18 protein-coding genes are annotated in these 19,039 nt (G+C 70.4%); 5 read left to right on the top strand and 13 right to left on the bottom strand.

What is annotated here, in order from left to right; all coding sequences use genetic code 11:
• The first annotated feature begins 11 nt into the window (after positions 1-11).
• The 3 genes from AB0436_RS04495 to pssA all read left to right on the top strand — a co-directional run bounded on the left by AB0436_RS04495 (position 12) and on the right by pssA (position 2,875).
• Positions 12-1,217, top strand: a complete 1,206-nt coding sequence (locus tag AB0436_RS04495) for an acyl-CoA dehydrogenase family protein (RefSeq protein WP_366466203.1) — start codon at positions 12-14, stop codon at positions 1,215-1,217.
• A 169-nt stretch (positions 1,218-1,386) separates the two neighbouring features.
• Complete coding sequence (locus AB0436_RS04490; RefSeq protein ID WP_366466202.1) at positions 1,387-2,034, top strand: phosphatidylserine decarboxylase; 648 nt, start codon at positions 1,387-1,389, stop codon at positions 2,032-2,034.
• Complete coding sequence (gene pssA, locus AB0436_RS04485) at positions 2,021-2,875, top strand: CDP-diacylglycerol--serine O-phosphatidyltransferase (protein WP_366466201.1); 855 nt, start codon at positions 2,021-2,023, stop codon at positions 2,873-2,875. The genes AB0436_RS04490 and pssA overlap by 14 nt, the downstream gene beginning before the upstream one ends.
• A 66-nt stretch (positions 2,876-2,941) precedes the next feature.
• On the opposite strand, the gene AB0436_RS04480 is transcribed toward pssA, so the two are convergent.
• Positions 2,942-3,358, bottom strand: a complete 417-nt coding sequence (locus tag AB0436_RS04480; RefSeq protein ID WP_366466869.1) for a MarR family transcriptional regulator — start codon at positions 3,356-3,358, stop codon at positions 2,942-2,944.
• Between the two features lie 169 nt (positions 3,359-3,527).
• Entirely contained in the window at positions 3,528-4,682 is a 1,155-nt protein-coding gene (locus tag AB0436_RS04475) for a glycerate kinase (RefSeq protein WP_366466200.1), read from the bottom strand.
• Between the two features lie 161 nt (positions 4,683-4,843).
• Here AB0436_RS04475 and AB0436_RS04470 point away from each other — a divergent pair, with 161 nt between their 5' ends.
• Positions 4,844-5,563, top strand: a complete 720-nt coding sequence (locus tag AB0436_RS04470; protein WP_366466868.1) for a Sir2 family NAD-dependent protein deacetylase — start codon at positions 4,844-4,846, stop codon at positions 5,561-5,563.
• A 40-nt stretch (positions 5,564-5,603) separates the two neighbouring features.
• Here AB0436_RS04470 and AB0436_RS04465 read toward each other — a convergent pair whose 3' ends face one another.
• From AB0436_RS04465 to AB0436_RS04450, 4 genes are read right to left on the bottom strand one after another with little or no spacing between them, the layout of a single operon-like run.
• Positions 5,604-6,116 (bottom strand): methylated-DNA--[protein]-cysteine S-methyltransferase, encoded by a 513-nt coding sequence (locus AB0436_RS04465; RefSeq protein WP_366466199.1) that lies wholly within the window; start codon positions 6,114-6,116, stop codon positions 5,604-5,606.
• Positions 6,117-6,128: 12 nt separating this feature from the next.
• A complete protein-coding gene (locus AB0436_RS04460; protein ID WP_366466198.1) occupies positions 6,129-7,598 on the bottom strand; it encodes an AlkA N-terminal domain-containing protein in 1,470 nt (489 codons plus the stop codon).
• Between the two features lie 49 nt (positions 7,599-7,647).
• Positions 7,648-8,187 carry an O-acetyl-ADP-ribose deacetylase gene (locus tag AB0436_RS04455; RefSeq protein WP_366466197.1) on the bottom strand — a complete coding sequence of 180 codons (540 nt, stop codon included), beginning with the start codon at positions 8,185-8,187 and terminating at the stop codon, positions 7,648-7,650.
• A 7-nt stretch (positions 8,188-8,194) separates the two neighbouring features.
• Positions 8,195-9,610 carry an NAD(P)/FAD-dependent oxidoreductase gene (locus AB0436_RS04450; RefSeq protein WP_366466196.1) on the bottom strand — a complete coding sequence of 472 codons (1,416 nt, stop codon included), beginning with the start codon at positions 9,608-9,610 and terminating at the stop codon, positions 8,195-8,197.
• Between the two features lie 84 nt (positions 9,611-9,694).
• Here AB0436_RS04450 and AB0436_RS04445 point away from each other — a divergent pair, with 84 nt between their 5' ends.
• Positions 9,695-10,522 (top strand): nucleotidyltransferase domain-containing protein, encoded by an 828-nt coding sequence (locus tag AB0436_RS04445; protein WP_366466195.1) that lies wholly within the window; start codon positions 9,695-9,697, stop codon positions 10,520-10,522.
• A gap of 42 nt (positions 10,523-10,564) precedes the next feature.
• On the opposite strand, the gene AB0436_RS04440 is transcribed toward AB0436_RS04445, so the two are convergent.
• The 7 genes from AB0436_RS04440 to AB0436_RS04410 are packed head-to-tail and all read right to left on the bottom strand — an operon-like array spanning position 10,565 to position 18,712.
• Entirely contained in the window at positions 10,565-11,392 is an 828-nt protein-coding gene (locus tag AB0436_RS04440; RefSeq protein ID WP_366466194.1) for an inositol monophosphatase family protein, read from the bottom strand.
• Positions 11,393-11,433: 41 nt separating this feature from the next.
• Positions 11,434-13,230: a gamma-glutamyltransferase gene (locus tag AB0436_RS04435; RefSeq protein ID WP_366466193.1), complete on the bottom strand. Its 1,797-nt coding sequence runs from the start codon at positions 13,228-13,230 to the stop codon at positions 11,434-11,436.
• A gap of 14 nt (positions 13,231-13,244) precedes the next feature.
• Positions 13,245-14,264, bottom strand: a complete 1,020-nt coding sequence (locus AB0436_RS04430; RefSeq protein ID WP_366466192.1) for an oligopeptide/dipeptide ABC transporter ATP-binding protein — start codon at positions 14,262-14,264, stop codon at positions 13,245-13,247.
• Positions 14,261-15,322: an ABC transporter ATP-binding protein gene (locus tag AB0436_RS04425; protein ID WP_366466191.1), complete on the bottom strand. Its 1,062-nt coding sequence runs from the start codon at positions 15,320-15,322 to the stop codon at positions 14,261-14,263. The genes AB0436_RS04430 and AB0436_RS04425 overlap by 4 nt, the downstream gene beginning before the upstream one ends.
• An 11-nt stretch (positions 15,323-15,333) precedes the next feature.
• Complete coding sequence (locus tag AB0436_RS04420) at positions 15,334-16,197, bottom strand: ABC transporter permease (RefSeq protein WP_366466867.1); 864 nt, start codon at positions 16,195-16,197, stop codon at positions 15,334-15,336.
• A gap of 5 nt (positions 16,198-16,202) precedes the next feature.
• Positions 16,203-17,156, bottom strand: coding sequence for an ABC transporter permease (locus AB0436_RS04415; RefSeq protein WP_366466190.1), 954 nt, complete (start codon positions 17,154-17,156; stop codon positions 16,203-16,205).
• Positions 17,153-18,712, bottom strand: a complete 1,560-nt coding sequence (locus AB0436_RS04410; RefSeq protein ID WP_366466189.1) for an ABC transporter substrate-binding protein — start codon at positions 18,710-18,712, stop codon at positions 17,153-17,155. The genes AB0436_RS04415 and AB0436_RS04410 overlap by 4 nt, the downstream gene beginning before the upstream one ends.
• Between the last annotated feature and the right edge of the window lie 327 nt (positions 18,713-19,039).

The following is a 19,039-nucleotide window of genomic DNA, read 5'->3' as shown; positions in this document are numbered from 1 at the left end:
GAGAAGCAGTCATGAGCCGACTCGCCCAGACCCCCGGTCTCACCGATGTCCAGCAGGAAATCCTGGCCACCGTCCGGGACTTCGTCGACAAGGAGATCCTGCCGGTCGCGACCGAGCTGGAACACCGCGACGAGTACCCGGCACAGATCGTCGAGGGCCTCAAGGAGCTCGGCCTGTTCGGGCTGATGATTCCCGAGGAGTACGGGGGCCTGGGCGAGTCGCTGCTCACCTACGCGCTGTGCGTCGAGGAGATAGCGCGGGGCTGGATGTCGGTGTCCGGCATCATCAACACCCATTTCATCGTGGCGTACATGCTCAAGCAGCACGGCACCCAGGAGCAGAAGGAAGCCTTCCTGCCGCGGATGGCGCTCGGCGAGGTGCGGGGCGCGTTCTCGATGTCGGAGCCGGCGCTCGGCTCGGACGTCTCCGCGATCACGTCGAAGGGCGTACGGGACGGCGAGGAATACGTACTCAACGGCCAGAAGATGTGGCTGACCAACGGCGGCACCTCCTCGCTCGTCGCGGTGCTGTGCCGGAGTGACGAGGGTCACCCCGAGGGCACCGCCGCGCACAAGTCGATGACCACCTACCTGGTCGAGAAGGAGCCGGGCTTCGGCGAGGTCCGTCCAGGTCTGACCATCCCCGGCAAGATCGACAAGATGGGCTACAAGGGTGTCGACACCACCGAGTTGATCATGGACGGGCTGCGAATTCCGGCCAATCGCGTACTTGGTGGTGTTACGGGCCGAGGGTTTTACCAAATGATGGACGGAGTGGAGGTCGGCCGGGTGAATGTGGCAGCGCGTGGCTGCGGCGTCGCTCAGCGCGCGTTCGAACTGGGTATCGGTTACGCACAGCAACGTCACACCTTCGGCAAGCAGATCGCCCAGCACCAGGCGATTCAGTTCAAGCTGTCCGAAATGGCTACCAAGGTGGAAGCCGCCCATGCGATGATGGTCAATGCGGCACGCAAAAAGGACTCCGGGGAACGAAACGACCTTGAAGCAGGGATGGCCAAGTACCTGGCCTCCGAGTACTGCAAGGAGGTCGTGGAGGACGCCTTCCGTATCCATGGTGGATATGGATTTTCCAAGGAGTACGAGATCGAGCGGCTCTACCGCGAGGCGCCGATGCTGCTGATCGGCGAAGGTACCGCCGAGATCCAGAAAATGATCATTGGCCGACGACTCCTCGAAGAGTACCGATTCCAGGGCTGATTGTCCGATTCGGGGCGATATATCAGCGAAGAAGGTCACACCCAGTCATCGTCTTCAGTCTGCCGACTCGGCTTCCTGGCTTGCCCAGTTGTGGTCCACAACCGATAGCATCGCCCGAAAGCCGCCGTCCCCCGTCACAGCGCGGCATCATCCGCTACGAAGGTCATTCATGCCCCACAGCCAAACCTCTGCACCACGCGGCCGGGTCCGTCTTGCGCGCGGAGCATCGCCGTGGCTCCTGCCGACTGTCGCGACCGCCGCACTCAGCCTGACCCGGGCCCGCAGGTCCGGGCGCTGGGCCGCTGTCGCCGTGCCCACCACCGTGCTGGCGGCGGGCATGCTGTGGTTCTTCCGCGATCCCGAGCGGGAGATCACGCAGGGCCGGGTCATTTCGCCGGCCGACGGCGTAGTGCAGAGCATCATGCCGTGGAAGGACGGACGCACCCGCGTCGCGATCTTCATGAGCCCGCTGAACGTTCATGTGAACCGCGCCCCGCTGGCCGGCACGGTGACGTCGGTCGAGCACATCCCCGGCGGTTTCGTTCCGGCGTTCAACAAGGAGAGCGAGAACAACGAGCGCGTTGTCTGGCACTTCGACACCGAGCTCGGGGACATCGAGATGGTGCAGATCGCCGGCGCCGTGGCACGGCGCATCGTGCCGTATCTCCCGCAGGGTACGAAGGTGGACCAGGGAGAACGGATCGGCCTGATCCGCTTCGGCTCGCGTGTCGACATCTACCTTCCGGAAGGTATCGATGTCGCGGTCGAGGTCGGCCAGACCACCACCGCGGGGGTGACTCGAATTGACCGTGATTGATCCGGAGACGCAGACCGGCTGGGTGCCGGAGGCGGACACCGAGGACGACACCGAGGACATGCCGCTCTCCTTGCGGCTGTCGATAGCGGACACGCTGACTCTCGGTAACGCGACGTGCGGTTTCATGGCGGTGTACTTCACCACCACCGGGATCCTCATCCCGCATTTGCAGGGCAGCCAGGAGACCGGCATGGCGCGGCACTCCGCCGCGACCGCCGTGATCCTGATGCTGATGGCGGCGATCTTCGACCTCTGCGACGGTCTGGTGGCGCGCAAGCTTCGCAGCTCGCCGATGGGCGCGGAGCTGGACAATCTCTCCGACCTGATCAGCTTCGGGCTCGCTCCGGCCTATTTCGTGCTGGTGTACGGCATGGTCGCGGACGACGCGCATCAGCGGGTCGCCGCGGTGGCGGCGATCGTGGTGTTGCTGGCGGTGGTGCTGAGGCTTGCCCGGTTCTCGTGCGTGACCTTGAAGGACGGCATGTTCCAGGGCATGCCGAGCCCCTTCGGAGCGCTGACGGTCGTCTCGATCGTGCTGCTCGAGCTGCCCTTCGTGCCGACGCTGCTCGCGGTTCTGGGCGTCGCCTGGCTGATGGTGAGCCGGGTCGAATACCCGAAGCCGCGGGGCATCCTCGCGGTCGGGATGCTCAGCTGGATCGTGGGCGCGATGGGGCTGCTCGCCGCATGGGCGTTCGACGCACCGGGCGGCCAGCTGCTGCTGCAGACCGGCTGCGCGCTGCAGGTGGTCATGGGCGCGGTCATCCCGCTCTTCGCCACCGCGCGCCGGGTGAACACCTTCCGGGGCAACCGCCGCGAGGCGCGTACGGCGCAGCTGCCGTAACTCCCGTACAAGACGCCGAGGGCCCGGGTGCACACCGCACTCGGGCCCTCGGCGTTGCGCCTGCGCCTACGGCTGTGTGCTGCCGGCAGCGGTGGGCGCCGTCACGAAAACGCGCTCGAGGAGCCCGGCCAGCGCGGCCCGGTCGTCCGCGCCGAGTGCCTCCAGGCGGCCGAGAGTGGCGTGCATGGTGGCGCGGATGGTGTCGACGGCGCGCTCGCCCTCCTCGGTGAGGACCACGTTCTTGACCCGCCGGTCGGTCGGGCTGGGCTCGCGGCGCACCGCACCGCGCTTCTCCAGGCGATCGATGATCCCCGTCATGTTCGAGGCGTCGCAGGCCAGCGTGATCGCGAGGGCGCGCATCGCGGACGGTCCGCGCCGCAGCACGGCCAGCGTCCTGCCCTGGCTGGCGGTGAGACCCTCGGTGGCGGCCGCGGCGGTGAAATCGCCGTAATAGGAACCGAGGGACACCGACAGCAGCTCCATCAGCCGGGCCGTGTCGGGCCCTGGGGTTCTTGGGGCGGGGATTCCTGGCATGCTGCGTACGTTATGCCGGAAACATTGACGATCTCAAACATTGCGGTCGCTGCTGAAGGTGCTATGTACGCCGTGCGGCCGGTCCTCGCCCGACCCGGCCCCACGGCGTACGTGCGCGTCAGCTCAGGAAATCGCGCGCGATGTTCTCCGCGACCTGCTCGAGCAGCGGCCCCGCGTAAGCGATGCAGCGTGCGGTGTCGGGTTCCAGGTCGGTGAGGGCGTAAGCACGGCGGATTCCGGCCCGGCCGAGCGCCTCGGCCGGCAGCATCAGCCGGCCGCAGACCGCGACGACCTCCTTGCCCGCGGCGCGGGCCGCCGCGGCGACGCCGGCGGGCGCCTTGCCGTGCAGGGTCTGCTCGTCGAGCGACCCCTCACCGGTGATCACCAGAGTGGCCCGGGCCACCGCAGGGGCGAACCCCAGCACATCGAGCATCACCTCGATACCGGCCCGGAAGCTCGCACAGAGGCCGACCAGCGCCCCGTAGCCGATCCCGCCGGCAGCGCCCGCTCCCGGGGCTCGGGCGGCATCGGCGGCCTTCGAGCCGATGGCCTTCTCCAGGACGACGGCGAAATGTCCGAGCGCCGCGTCCAGCGTCTCCACCTCCCCGGGTGCGGCACCCTTCTGCGGCCCGTAGACCGCCGCGGCTCCCTTCGGCCCGGTGAGTGGGTTGTCGACATCGCTGGCCAGCACGATCTCCGTGTCGGCGAGGCGTGCGTCCAGGCCGGACAGGTCCGCGGACACCAGATCCCGCAGCCCGCCGCCGCCCGGCCCTACCGGCTGTCCTGCCGCGTCCAGGAAGCGGGCACCGAGCGCGGCGAGCATGCCGGCGCCCCCGTCGGTGGTGGCGCTGCCTCCGACCCCGAAGACGATGGACCGGGCGCCCGCGTCGAGCGCCGCCCGCAGCAGCTCGCCCGAGCCGTACGTGGTCGCGGTGAGCGGCGCGAACACTCCGGCGGGCAGGTGCTGGAGGCCCGATGCCTCGGCCATCTCCACGACCGCTACCCCGTCGCGCAGCGCGAACGCCGCGTCCCGCTGCTCACCGAGCGGCCCGGTGACCCGCACCTCACGCCGCTCGAAGCCGGCCACCACCGCGGCGGCGACCGTACCGTCGCCGCCGTCCGCAACCGGCAGTGTCTCGACCTGCACGGTGGGAGCGATCTTCCGCAGCCCCGCCGTCACCCGCTCGGCGACCTGTACCGCCGTGAGGGACCCCTTGAACTTGTCAGCCGCCACGAGCACCCGCGGGACCTCAGATACTGCTCCGTCCGTCACCTTGCTATTCCCTTGCTTTCGAACAGGCAGTCGCGCCGACCCGACCTTATCCGCTACGGCGTTTTTCCAGAAGGAGCAGCCGGATGCGGCTGCTCCTCCCCCGCGGCGCCGCGCATCGATCCGCGGGCCCGGACCGGGGCGAGGTGCGTACCCTCGGCCGCATGACCCTCATCGCCATCCTCAGCGGCGCCGGGATCTCCACGGACTCCGGTATCCCCGACTACCGGGGCCCCAACGGCCTGTGGCGCCGCGACCCCGAGGCCGAGAAGCTGGTGACCTACGACTACTACGTCGCCGATCCGGACATCCGGCGCCGCTCCTGGCTGATGCGCCGGGACAGCGAGACCTGGCACGCCGAGCCGAATGCCGCGCACCACGCCATCGCGGCCCTCGAGCAGGCCGGAGTGCCGGTGCGGGTGATCACTCAGAACGTCGACGGGCTGCACCAGCTGGCCGGTGTCCCCGCGCGCAAGGTGCTCGAGCTGCACGGGTCGGCGCGGGCCGTGGTGTGCACCGGCTGCGCGGCCCGATCCTCGATGGCGGAAGCCCTGGAACGGGTGGCGGCCGGTGAGGCCGACCCGCCGTGTCTGCTGTGCGGCGGCATCCTCAAGTCGACGACCGTCATGTTCGGCCAGCGGCTCGATCAGCGGGTGCTGAGCGAGTCGATCGCCATCGCCAAGGCCTGCGAGGTCTTCATCGCGGTCGGCACCAGCCTCCAGGTGCAGCCCGCCGCTTCCCTCGCCGGGATCGCCGCCGAGGCCGGGGCCCGGCTGATCATCGTCAACGCCGAGGCCACACCGTACGACGAGCTCGCCGCTGAGGTCGTCCGCGAACCGATCGGAACGGCGCTGCCCGAACTGCTGAAGCGGTACCCGGCCTGACCTGCGGGCCCGGCGATGCGAGCAGGGGGTGGGGCCGCGCTCAGAACAGCACGTCGGCACCGGCTGGACCGGCATCGGCCCCGCTTTCGAAGGCCAGCAGCCGCTGCTTACGGTCCAGGCCGCCGCCGTAGCCCGTGAGGCTACCGGTCGAGCCGATGACACGGTGGCAGGGGACGATGATCCCGACCGGGTTCTTGCCGTTGGCCAGGCCCACGGCGCGTGAGGCGCCGGGCTTGCCGAGGCGGTCGGCGAGGTCGCCGTAGGAGCGGGTCTCGCCGTACGGGATCCGCTGGAGCTGCTGCCAGACGCTGCGCTGGAACGGGGTGCCGTGCAGGGCGAGCGGCACGGTGAACTCCGTGAGCTCGCCGCCGAAGTAGGCGGTCAGCTGGCTGACGACCGCGTCGAAGGGGCGCGGGTCGGGTGCGCCGAAGGTCTCCTCGGGTGGGCGGTGGCGCTGGTCGGTCATGTAGAGGCCGCTCAGTACTCCGTCGGTCGCGACGAGGGTGAGCGGACCGTACGGGCTGTCGATGACGGTGTGCTGCCTGACGGACATGAGTCACGTTCCTCAGTGTGGAAGGTTGTTGATGGGGTGGGTGTCGGTGGCCCACAGATACTGCACGGCGTAGGCACGCCACGGGCGCCAGGCGGCCGCGGCGGCGGTGAGAGCGGCGGGGGTCGACGGGAGGCCGAGGCCGGCGGCCGCGCGGCGTACTCCCAGATCGGTGGGGAGGAAGGCGTCCGGGTCGCCGAGCGCACGCATCGCGATGGCCTCGACCGTCCAGGGGCCGAAACCGGGCAGCGCCGCGAGCCCGTCGCGGGCCGCGTCCCAGTCGCTGTCGAATCCGAGCTCGAGGGACGCGTCGGCGAGGGCACCGACCAGAGTGGTGAGTGTGGTGCGCCTGCTGCGGGGCAGCGCCAGCTTGTCCGGGTCCAGGGTGGCCAGTGCCTGCGGCGCGGGGAACAGGTGGGTGAGGCCGCCCCTCGGGTCGTCGACGGACACCCCGTGTGCGGTGACGAGCCGGGCCGCGTGGGTGCGCGCGGCGGCGGTGGAGACCTGCTGGCCGAGCACCGCGCGTACCGCGAACTCCGCGGCGTCGACGGTACGCGGTACCCGCCGCCCGGGAGCCTTGTCGACCAGCGGCGCCAACAGGGGGTCGGTGCGCAGCTGTTCGTCCACCGCGACCGGGTCGGCGTCGAGGTCGAGCAGCCAGCGGCAGCGGCTGATGGCGTGCGTGAGGTCGCGCAGGTCGGTGAGCGAGAGCAACGCACCGATGTGGTCGGGGTGCGGGGTGAGTTCGGCGATGCCGTGTCCGTGCGGGAGCGAAAGCGTCCTGCGGTAGGCGCCGGCGCGCCACTCCTCCACGCCGGGGACCGCGGTTGCCACCAGGTGTCCGAAGAGGTTGTCGGGGTTGAGCGGCGCCCGGAAGGGCAGCCGGAGCGAGATCGTGCCCGGGGTGTGCGGCTGCTTGCTGCGTGCGGTGCGGGTGCGCAGGTCGCTCGGCGAGAGGGCGAAGACTTCGCGGACCGTGTCGTTGAAGGTGCGGATGGAGGAGAATCCTGCGGCGAAGGCCGCGTCGGCCATCGGCAGGTCCGTGGTCTCGATGAGGATGCGGGCGGTCTGGGCCCGCTGCGCACGGGCCAGCGCGAGTGGTCCGGCGCCGAGCTCGGCGAGCAGCTGCCGCTCGATCTGACGGGTCGAGTAGCCGAGCCGCCCCGCCAGGCCGGGGACCCCTTCGCGGTCGACGACACCGTCCCTGATCAGCCGCATGGCCCGGGCCACCGCGTCGGCGCGCGCGTTCCATTCCGGTGAGCCGGGGCTGGTGTCGGGGCGGCAGCGCTTGCAGGCCCGGAATCCGGCCTGCTGACAGGCGGCGGCGCTCGGGTAGAAGGTCATGTTCTCGACCTTGGGGGGCACCACCGGGCAGCTCGGCCGGCAATAGATCCCGGTCGTCAGGACCGCCGTGAAGAACCAGCCGTCGAAGCGGGCGTCCTTCGACTGGACGGCGCGTACGCAACGCTCGGTGTCGGTGTGCATGACTCAAGCATCGGGCACCCGGGCCGCTCGGGCTGGCGAGAATCCGACATCAACCCGGCGGTGCCTCGGGCCCCTCGGCGGCCAGCGCCTCGGCGAACTCCCCGTAGGCGTAGTGGTCGAACAGCACGAAGCGCACCTCTTCCACCGGGTCTGCCACGGCTTCCCTGACCGTACGGACCGCGATGCGCGCCCCGTCGTCCATCGGCCAGCCGTAGATCCCGGTGGAAATGGCGGGGAAGGCCACCGTCTTCGCGCCCAGGTCCGCTGCCACCCGCAGCGCCTCGCGGTAGCAGGAGACGAGCAGCGCCGAGCGGTCCTCGGTGCCGGACCAGACCGGCCCGACGGTGTGAATGACCCACCGGGCGTCCAGTTCGCCCGCGGTGGTGGCAGCCGCCCGGCCGGTGGGCAGGCCCTCTGCGTAGTGCGAGGCACGGAGCTCGCGGCAGGCCTCCAGAATGCCGGGGCCGCCCCGGCGGTGGATCGCGCCGTCCACTCCCCCGCCGCCGAGCAGGCTGGAATTGGCCGCATTGACGATGGCGTCCACCTGCTGCCGGGTGATGTCTCCCTGGACGAGGGTGATGGCGGTCATGCGACCATCATGCCTGGCGCAGTCGACGCCACACGGCCTTCGCCGCATTGTGCCCCGACATGCCATGGACCCCCGGGCCGGGCGGGGTCGCGGACGAGCAGAGGTACACCGCCGGGCGCGAGGTGGTGTACGGAGACAGGGACACCTTGGGCCGCAACATCAGTTGCAGCCCGGAGGCCGCACCGCAGGCGATGTCACCGCCCACGTAGTTCGCGTTACGGGCGAAGAGCTCGGGGGGACCGGCGGTGGCCCGGGCGAGCACCCGGTCACGGAAGCCCGGCGCGAAGCGCTCGATCTGCCGTTCGATGGCCCCGGTGAGATCGCCGTCCCAGTTGTGCGGGACATGGCCGTACGTCCAGAAGACGTGCTTGCCCTCCGGGGCGCGCGAGGGATCGACCAGGCTCGGCTGAGCGCTGATCAGGAAGGGCGTCCCGGGTGCCCGGCCGCCCGAGGCCTGGCGCAGTGCCGTGCCGATGTCCCGGCTGCCCGGACCGATCTGGACGGTGCCGGCCCGCCGCGGCTCCTCCGCCGTCCACGGCACCGGACCGTCCAGCGCGTAATCGATCTTGAAGACGCCGGCGCCGTACCGGTATCCGTCGTAGGCACGGCCCAGGCCGGCGATCCGCGCGGCCGCCGTCGGTGACGTGTCGAAGACGTACGCACGGGCCGGCGGCAGATCGTCGAGCCGCTTGACCTCGAAGCCGGTGTGCACCGACCCGCCCAGGTCGGTGAGATACCCGGTCAGCGCGTCGGAGATGGACTGGGAACCGCCGCGTGGCATCGGCCAGCCACCCTCGTGCGCGGCGAGGGCGAACATCAGCCCTACGGCACCGGTGGCGAGGCCACCGAGCGGGGCGATGACATGGGCCACCAAACCGGCGAACAGCGCCTTCGCCCGGTCGTCGCGGAACCGCTTCATCAGCAAGGTCGACGGCGGCAGGCCGGTGAGACCGAAACGGGCCAGCGTCACCGGGTCGCGCGGCAGCGCGGTCGGCGGCAACGACATGAAGTCCCTGGCCAGGGTGTCCCACTTGCCCAGAAAGGGAGCGACCAGCCGCCGGTAGGTCCCCGCGTCGCGCGGCCCGAAGGAGGCCGCGGTCTCGGCGACCGAACGGGCGAGCACGGCGGCGGTTCCGTCGTCGAACGGGTGGGCCATCGGCAGTCGGGGGTGCAGCCATTCGAGGCCGTACCGCTGGAGCGGCATGGTCTTGAAGACCGGCGATCCGACGCCGAGCGGGTGGACCGCGGAACAAGGATCGTGCCGGAACCCGGGCAGCGTCAGCTCCTCGGTCCGCGCGCCGCCTCCGACGGTTTCCCTGGCCTCGAAGACCTCGACGGCGAATCCACGGCGGGCCAGTTCCACCGCAGCGGTCAGCCCGTTGGGTCCCGCCCCCACGACGACGGCATCGAGCATCGACGGCACCTTCGGACTCCTTCGTCAGCCGATGGCAGATGCCCCAGGATATTCCCGCGCGCCGACAGCGCCGCCGGGGGTAGCGTGCGCCCGATGAACACGCCCACGAACCCGCCCATCGAGGCCACGGTCGCGACGATGGCCGAGCGCCTCTGCGCCATCCCCGGCATCCGGGCGGTGGCACTCGGCGGCAGCCGGGCCCGGGGCACGCATCGGGCCGACTCGGACTGGGATCTGGGCCTCTACTACCGGGGTTCGCCGGCTCTTCCCGCGCTCACCGAACTCGCCTGCGAAGTAACGGACCGGCCCGTGGACGTCGCCGGTCCCGGTGGCTGGGGCCCGTGGGTCGACGGCGGCGCCTGGCTCACCGTGGACGGCGTGGCGGTGGACTGGATCCTGCGGGATCTCGACCGGGTCGAGCGGGTCTGGGCGGACTGCCGCGAAGGCCGGTACGAGGTGGGCGTCCAGCCCGGACATCCGCTGGGCTTCTGGTCGCCCGCGTATCCGGGAGAGGTGGCGCTGAGCCGAGTACTGGCGGATCCGACAGGAGAACTGACCACGCTGCGGACCCGGACGCTCAGCTATCCCGAACCGCTCCGCAAGTCTCTGTCGGAGGCTGCCTGGGAGGCGGACTTCTCGGTGGTCGCGGCCAGGAAGTCGGCGGCGAGCGGGGACGTGCTGCACGGATCGCTGTGCCTCTCCCGGGCGTTCGGGATTCTGGCCCAGTCGCTGCATGCGCACCACCGCGTCTGGTGCGTCAACGAGAAGGGCGCCCTGGCGGCCACCGCCGTATTGCCGGACACCCCGGCGGACTTCACGGCCCGGGTGACCGCCGCGCTGACCGGCCTCGGCCCGGCAGCCGTGGAGGCGGCCGCCGGCCTGGTGGCACAGGTGCGGGCGGTGCTGGCCGACGACGCGTAGGGCGGCGGCCCACGGGGGCCGCCGCCACTGCCCGGGCCGCCTTTACCGGGCCGCCGTCAACAGGCCGTGCACCCGGCGGGCGGTGGCCGCGTCCCGCGCGGCGGTGAAGGGCAGCGCGTTGCCGCCCGTGATGCGGAACGGCTCGCCGGTCAGCGTCAGATGGGCGCCGCCCGTCTCCTCCACCAGCAGCAGTCCCGCCGCGTGGTCCCAGGCGAGCTCCCAGTTGAACGCGACCGCATCGAGCGCGCCCCTGGCAATGGCCAGATACTCCAGTCCCGCCGAGCCGCAGGGCCGGACGCGCACGCCTTCGGTCCGCAGATTCAGCAGCGACTGCTTCTGCTCGGACGTGGTGAAGTCCGGGTGCGATGTGGCGACTTCGAGCATGGCGCCGACTACCGGTGTTCCTCCGCGGAGCGGCTCGCCGTTGAGCCGGGCGCCCCGCCCCCGTACCGCGACGGCCATCTCGTCGAGCGTTGCGGCGTACGTCCAGGAGGCGAGCAGTTCGCCCCGGTGGGCGAGCGCCACCAGTGTGCAGAAGCCCGGTTCGCCCCGGACGAACTGGCGGGTTCCGTCAACCGGGTCGACGATCCACACCGGTGCGTCACCGCGGATCGCGTGGTACGAGGACGGGTCGGCGGCGACCGCCTCCTCACCGACCACCACCGAGCCCGGCAGCAGTGCGGTGAGTGCGGCGGTGAGATGTTCCTCGGCGCCGCGGTCCGCCACCGTCACCAGGTCGTGCGGGCCGCTCTTCTCGGCGATCTCGTGTGCGGCGAGTTGCCGGAAGCGCGGCAGGATCTCGGCGGCGGCGGCTTCACGGACCGCCGCCTCGACCTCGGACAGATCCCCGCCAACGAATTGTTCGATCATCGTCCCATCTGAGCACACCGGTGTGACAGCCAAGTGCCCGGTCAGCGGCCTACGGCATAACCCTGCATGCCGCGCGGGTTCGCCGCTGCGCTCAGCACGCCCGTCTCCGGGTCGCGGGCGACCGCACAGAGCCGTCCCTCCGACCAGGCGTCGCCGACCGTCACCAGATGGCCGCGCCGGCGTAGCTCGTCGACGGTCTCCTGCGCCATCCGCGATTCGACCGTGACGCTGCCCGGTCGCATCGCACGCGGGTAGAAGGAGCCGGGAAACGAGTCGTTGTGCCAGTTCGGGGCGTCGATGGCGCCCTGCAGGTCCAGACCGCCGCGGACCGGGGCGCCGAGCGCCACCGCCAGGAAGAAGTGCAGCTGCCACTGGTCCTGCTGGTCGCCGCCCGGAGTGCCGAAGGCGAGCACCGGTACGCCGCCTTGCAGCGCCACCGACGGGGTGAGGGTGGTGCGCGGCCGGCGGCCCGGGGTCAGGGAGTTGGGCAGTCCCTCGTCCAGCCAGGTCATCTGCAGCCGGGTGCCGAGTGGGAAGCCCAGCTCGGGCACGACCGGGTTGGACTGGAGCCACCCGCCGCTCGGGGTGGCGGAGATCATGTTGCCCCAGCGGTCCACGATGTCGAGGTGGCAGGTGTCCCCCCGGGTGGCACCGTCCTTGGCCACCGTCGGCTCCCCGGCGCCGTCGGCCGGGGTGCCCATGGCGTCGAAGCCCGGCTCGCCGGCCGCGACCGCGGTGGCCTGCCTGCTCAGCCTCGGCTCGCGTCCGTCGGGGCGGCCGGGGCGCAACTCGTGCGAGGCCCGGTCGGTGATGAGGGCGCGGCGTTCGTCGTTGTAGGCGTCCGAGAGCAGCGCGTCGAGCGGGACGTCCGCGGCGTCGCCGTACCAGGCCTCGCGGTCGGCCATGGCCAGTTTGCAGCCCTCGACGAGGAGGTGGACGTACTCAGCGGAGCCGTACGCGGGAAGCTCCGGGGGCAGCACCGCCAACTGCTGGAGGAAGGCCGGGCCCTGGCTCCAGGCGCCCGCCTTGCAGAGGGTCCAGCCGTTCCAGTCGTAGGTCGCGGGCGCTTCGTAGCCCGCGGACCAGCCGGCCAGGTCCGCGGCGGTGAGGGTGCCGGTGTGCCGGGCGCCCGAGGTGTCCATGGTCGGCCGGGCCGCCTGGCGTACCAGTGCCTCGGCGATGAAGCCGGTACTCCAGATCTTGCGGGCGGCGTCGATCTCGGCCGCCCGGTCACCGCACGCCGCATCGGCTATGAGGCGGCGCCAGGTCGCGGCCAGCGCCGGGTTGCGGAACAGCTCGCCGGGCACGGGGGACTTGCCGCCGGGCAGATACACAGCGGCGGAGGACTGCCACTCCGTCTCGAAGAGCTCCCGTACGACCTCGACGGTCTGGCCGACGCGCTCGACGGGGGCGTGGCCGTCCTCCGCGTATCCGATCGCGTACTTCAGCACATCGGCGAGGGATTTGGTGCCGTGATCACGCAGCAGCAGCATCCAGGCGTCGAAGGCGCCGGGCACCGCCGAGGCCAGCGGTCCGGTGCCGGGGACCAGGTCGAGGCCGAGGGAGCGGTAGTGGGCGACGGTCGCGCCCGCGGGGGCGACGCCCTGGCCGCAGAGCACCCGCACCTCGCCGCCGGCCGGGGCGAGGATGATCGGCACCTCACCGGCCGGGCCGTTGAGGTGCGGCTCCACGACGTGCAGCACGAAGCCGGCGGCGACGGCGGCGTCGTACGCGTTGCCGCCGTCCTCGAGCACGGCCATCGCGGACTGCGAGGCCAGCCAGTGGGTGGACGACACCATGCCGAAGGTGCCCTGCAGTGTCGGCCGGGTGGTGAACATGTGGTGCGGCTCCATCAGTGTGCGGTTGCCGTTGCGGTTGCACCGGCGTTTTCTGTTGTGGTTGCGGAGGAGGCGTCCGGCGCGGTGCCGTCGTCGGCGACGAGATGGCAGGAAGCCTGCCATCCACCCCCGAAGGTACGCAGCTCGGGGACCTCCGTACGACAGCGGTCCACGGCGAGGGGACACCGGGTGTGGAAACGGCAGCCGGCCGGCGGGTCGAGCGGGCTCGGCAGCTCACCATGGAGCACGATGCGCTCTCGGGTGCGCTGGGTGACCGGGTCCGGGACCGGCGCAGCGGAGAGCAGAGCCTGAGTGTACGGATGCTTGGGGCCGGCGAACAGTTCTGCCGTCGGTGCTTGTTCCACGATCTGGCCCAGATACATCACGGCGATCCGGTCGGCGAGGAACTCGACGGCGGCGAGATCGTGCGTGATGAACAGACAGCCGAAGCCCCGGTCCCGCTGCAGATCGGCGAGCAGATTGAGCACCGAGGCCTGTACGGAGACGTCGAGCGCCGACGTCGGTTCGTCGGCCACCAGCAGATCGGGGCCGACGGAGAGCGCGCGGGCGATGGAGATGCGCTGGCGCTGGCCGCCGGAAAGCTCGTGCGGATGACGGTCGGCGTGTTCTGGACGCAGTCCGACCTGGCCGAGCAGTTCCTCGACCCGGGCCCGGACCGCGTCCCCCTTGGCAAGCCGGTGCAGGGTGATCGGCTCGGCGATGATCTGCCCGATCGTCATCCGGGGGTCGAGCGAGGAAGACGGGTCCTGGAAGACCAGATGGAAACTCTTGCGCAGCGGTCGCAGGGCGCGACTCGACATGTGCGAGACATCGGTGCCGTTGATGACGACGCTGCCGCCGGTGGGCTCGTCCAGGCGCACCGCACACCGGCCGACGGTGGACTTGCCGCTGCCCGACTCCCCCACCAGGCCGACGACCTCGCCGCGGCCGACGGTGATGGAGACTCCGTCGACGGCGCGGACAGGGCCGAAGTGGCGTTGCAGGTCGCTCAGTTCGAGTACCGCATCAGTCATAGCGTGTTCTCCTCAACCCGGTCTGCGGCCGTCATTGCCGCCGTCGCGCCGATCAGCGCCTCCTGGTGCCAGCAGGCCGCCCGGTGCGCGGCGTCGACACCGGACGCGGGGCCCACCGCCGCCAGGCGGGGGCGCCGGGCCCCGCACGAGTCATCGGCGAGCGCGCACCGGGGGGCGAAGGTGCAGGCGTCCGGCTGCACATCGAGGCTGGGCACCAGCCCGGGTATTTCCGGCAGCCGCCGTTTGCCCTCGCCGCCCGGCTTCAGCACGGCTCCGAGCAGGCCCCGGGTGTACGGGTGCCGGGGCGCCGCGAACAACTCGTCGACCGGGGCCGCCTCGACCGCCCGGCCCGCGTACATCACGAGCACCCGGTCGGCGGTGTCGGCCACCACGCCCAAGTCGTGGGTGATGAGCACGATCGCCGTGCCGAGCCGCTCGCGCAGCGACTGCAGCACCTCCAGAATCCCTGCCTGGACGGTCACATCGAGGGCGGTGGTCGGCTCGTCCGCGATCAGTACGGAGGGGTCGCAGGCCACCGCGATGGCGATCATGACACGCTGCCGCATGCCGCCGCTGAGCTGGTGCGGATACTCGTCGATCCGTTGCCGGGGCGCCGGGATGCCGACCAGGTCGAGCAGTTCGACGGCTCGCTCCCTGGCCTCCTTGCGGCTCAGCCCCAGGTGACGGCGGAGCACCTCACCGATCTGCCTGCCGATGGTGAGCACCGGGTTCAGCGAGGTCATCGGCTCCTGAAAGATCACCGCGATGTCGTTGCCGCGTACCTTCCTGAGCTCCTTGTCGGTGGTGCCGATCAGCTCGTGTCCGCTCAGCTTCGCCGACCCGGTGGCGGTGGCGGTGGCGGGCAGCAGGCCCAGCACCGCCATGGCAGTGACGGACTTCCCGCATCCCGACTCACCGACCACGGCGAGGACTTCGCCGCGTTTCAGGTCGTACGAGACGTGGTCGACGGCGTGCACGGTGCGTTCGCCGGAACGGAAGGAGACCGAGAGGTCACGGACGCTCAGGACCGGTTCTGCTGCCGCGCTGACAGGATTCATTCTGACGGGGCTCATCGGGTGGCTCCACGGGGGTCGAGGACGTCGCGCAGTCCGTCACCGAGCAGGTTGAAGGCGAGTGTCGCCGCGACGATCGCAAGGCCGGGGAAGACCGCCATCCAGGGCGCGGGTGCCAGGAAGGACTGCGCGCTGGAGAGCATCACGCCCAGCGACGCGTCCGGTGGCTGGACTCCGAGGCCGAGGAAACTGAGCAGTGCCTCCCCGATGATCGCGGCCGGCACCCCGACGGTCGCCTGGACGATCAGCGAGGACGTCGCATTGGGCAGGATGTGCCGGAAGAGCACGGTGCCGTCGCCACCGCCGTTGGCCACGGCTGCGGCCACGTAGTCGACGTGCTTCAGCCGGAGGGTCTCGGCCCGGGTGATCCGGATGACCGCCGGGATCTGCGAGATGCCGATCGCGATGGTGGCGTTCGTCAGCGAGGGGCCGAGGATTGCCGCGAGGCCGACCGCGAGCACCAGGAACGGGAAGGCCATCATGGTGTCGGTGAGCCGGGAGACCGCACCATCGGTGAGCCTGCCGTAGTAGCCGGCGGCCAGCCCCAGCGGCACGCCGACCACGAACGCGAGCAGCACGGCCAGAACCCCGACCTGCATGGACGCCCTGGCCCCGTACACGATCCTGGACAGCTGGTCGCGGCCGAGGTCGTCGGTGCCGAACCAGTGCGACCAGCTGGGCTCGGCGAGCACGTGCCCGAAGTCCGGCTGCGCCGGGTCGTACGGAGCGATGAGCGGGGCACAGATCGCGGCCAGTACGAAGACGGCGGCGATCACTCCACCGGTCAGGGCGAGGCGGTTCCGGCGCAGGGCGCGCAACTTCGCACCGCCCACCCCTTGCCGTACCACTGCAACCGATATTGCCGTCACCGGGCACCTCCGAGCCGGATGCGCGGGTCGATCACCGAATAGAGCACGTCGACCAGCAGGTTGATGAAGATGTACGCGGCCGAGGTGCAGAGCACCACACCCTGCAGCGTCGCGTAGTCGCGGGTGAAGACCGCATCGATGGTGAGCTTGCCGAAACCGGGGAGCACGAAGATCTGCTCGGTGACGACGGCCCCGGAGATGAGGTGGCCGAGTTGCAGGCCGAGTACGGTCACCACGGTGACCAGCGAGTTCCGCAGGGCGTGGCCGCCGACGACCTCCCGTCGGGTGAGGCCCTTGGCCCTGGCGGTGCGGACGTAGTCCGCGGAGAGCGAGTCGAGCATCGCGGCCCGTGTCTGGCGCATCACCACGGCCGCGAGACCGGAGCCGAGCACGATCGCCGGCAGCACCATACGGCGCAGATTGTCCAACGGATCGGTGCCGAACGGTACGAAGCCGGAGGCGGCGAAGACCGGCAGCGCGATGGCGAAACCGAGCACCAGGATCATGCCCAGCCAGAAGGTCGGTACCGAAAGCCCCAGCAGCGCGACGGCGTTGGCGAACCACTCGGCCGGCCTGCCGCGCCGTACCGCCGCGACCACTCCGGCGCCGATGCCCAGCACAACGGCCAGCAGCAGTGCAAGCGCGGAGAGTTCGAGGGTGATGGGCAGCGCCGCACCGATGGCATCGGCCACCGGAAGGCCGGTGCGAGAGGAATTGCCCAGGTCGCCGGTGAGCGCGTGTCCGATGTAACGCCCGTACTGCACCATGATGTTGTCGTTGAGCCCGTAGCTCTGCCGGATCGCGGCAAGCGCGGCCGGGCTGCGCTCCTCGCCCGCCATGGCGAGCGCCGGGTCGCCGGGCAGTGCCCGGATGCCTGCGAAGACCACCACGCTCACCAGGAAGAGCGTGATCAGGGACTGACGCACCCGGGTCAGCAGATATTTCGTCACCGTGTGTACCCCGCGGATTTCACTCGGACCAGGCCGTCGCCGTAGACGTGAATGCCGGAGACGGATCTACCGGCGACGACATAGTTCTTCTGCCGGTAGAGGTAGATGAGGGCGTGCGCCGCGGCCACTCGCTTCGACAGTTCCTGGTAGATCCGGGTGCGCGCGGCCGGGTCGGCTTCGGTCCTGCCGCGCTCGATGAGCTGGTCGGTCTTGGGATCGCCGTAGCCGTAGGCGTTCATCGCGCCCTGTGTCTGCAGGAAGTTCGAGATGTTGCCGTCCGGGTCGAGCCGTCCGGACCAGCCGCTGGTGAAGGCGTCGTAGTGCCCGTCGTCGGTCTCCGAGAGAAGGGTCGCGTACTCCATGGGCTGCAGGACCACATCGAATCCCGCCTCCTTGGCCATGGCCTGGACGACCTGGCCGATGCGGCTGGACTCGGGCGTCGTGGACACCTTGAAGCCGATCCGGACCGGGGTCTTGACGCCCGCCTCCTTCAGCAGCTTCTTCGCCCGGGCGATGTCGCGCTTGGGGCAGGCGGACGGCTGCACACCGGGCGCGATGGCGGACTCGGGGGAGATCGGACCGCAGGCCGGCTCGTACATCCCCTGGAAGACGACCTTGTTGAGCAGGTCCCGGTCGATGGAGAGCTCGAATGCCTCCCGGACCCGGACGTCGCGGGCGATCGGGGTGTCGAGCTTCCCCGGCTTCTCCCCGAGCCCCTTGACGTTGCCGACGTTCAGCCCGATGCCCTGGTAACCGAGCGACGGCGAGTTGAACAGCTGCAGCTTGGGCTCGGTGAGCGCGCTGCGCACATCGACCGGTGCCATCTGGTCGCCGACCTGGACGTCTCCCGAACGGAGATGGGCCAGCCTGACGCTGCCGTCGGGGATCGGCTTGTAGATCACCCTGTCCAGATGGACATGCGCGGCATCGTAGTAGTTGGGATCCTTCTCGAGCACGATCCGGTCGCCGCCGACCCGCTCGACGAAACGGAAGGGGCCGACACAGCTGGGGTGATTGGTGAAGTTCTTGCCGTACTTCTTGAGCGCGGCCGGTGACATCACCATCCCCGACCGGTCGGCGAGCACACCGGTGAGCGGGGTGTAGGGCTCCTTGAGCTTCAGCTGCACGGTGTAGCGCCCGGTCGCCCGGACCGACTCCACCGGCGCGAGCTCGGTGGCCCGTGCGGAGCCCGGCAGATCACGGTGACGCAGCAGCGAGGTGACCACGGAATCGGCATCGAGCCCGGTGCCGTCGCTGAACTTCAGGTCCTGGCGGACCCGCAAGGTGACGGTTCTGCCGTCCGCCGAGGTCTTCGGCAGCGCCGCGGCCAGTTGCGGCACGATTGTGCCCCGCTGATCGATGTCGTACAGCTTCTCGCACATCCCGGCGAACACGGTCCGACCGACGAGGGTCTGCGCGAGGCTGGGGTCGAGTTTGTCGGGGTCCGCGTTCAGCGCGACGGTCAGCGTGCCGCCGTCGCGTACCGGCCGGGCGTCCGTCATCCGTACCCCGCCGACCTGCGTGGCTGAGGACTGGAGCGACGTACAGCCCGACATGAGGAACACCGAGGCAACTGCCACCGGGGCAACCGCTTTCAGGCGCACGAGGGGATTACCTTCCGCCAAGGACGATCAAGGAATACCGCAGACCGTATTTCGCATACAGTCCACAGGACAACCCCTGCCGACCTGCTGACGGACGCCTCTTGATGAAGATCGGGTAACGCCGCACGGCAAATCGGTGCACACGGCACGTAACCCTACCCGGCGGCCGTGGGGCGCTGCGTCAAAAGATGCGGGGACCACCGGTCCGCGCTCTGCTGGAGCCCTCGGGACGGACGTGCGAGCAGTACCGGGTCGAGCTGGTCGTCACCGGCCCGGCTA

Source organism: Streptomyces sp. NPDC051322, assembly GCF_040689485.1.
In the GTDB taxonomy this organism is placed as follows: Bacteria; Actinomycetota; Actinomycetes; order Streptomycetales; family Streptomycetaceae; genus Streptomyces.
This window is presented reverse-complemented; position numbering and strand designations above follow the sequence as displayed.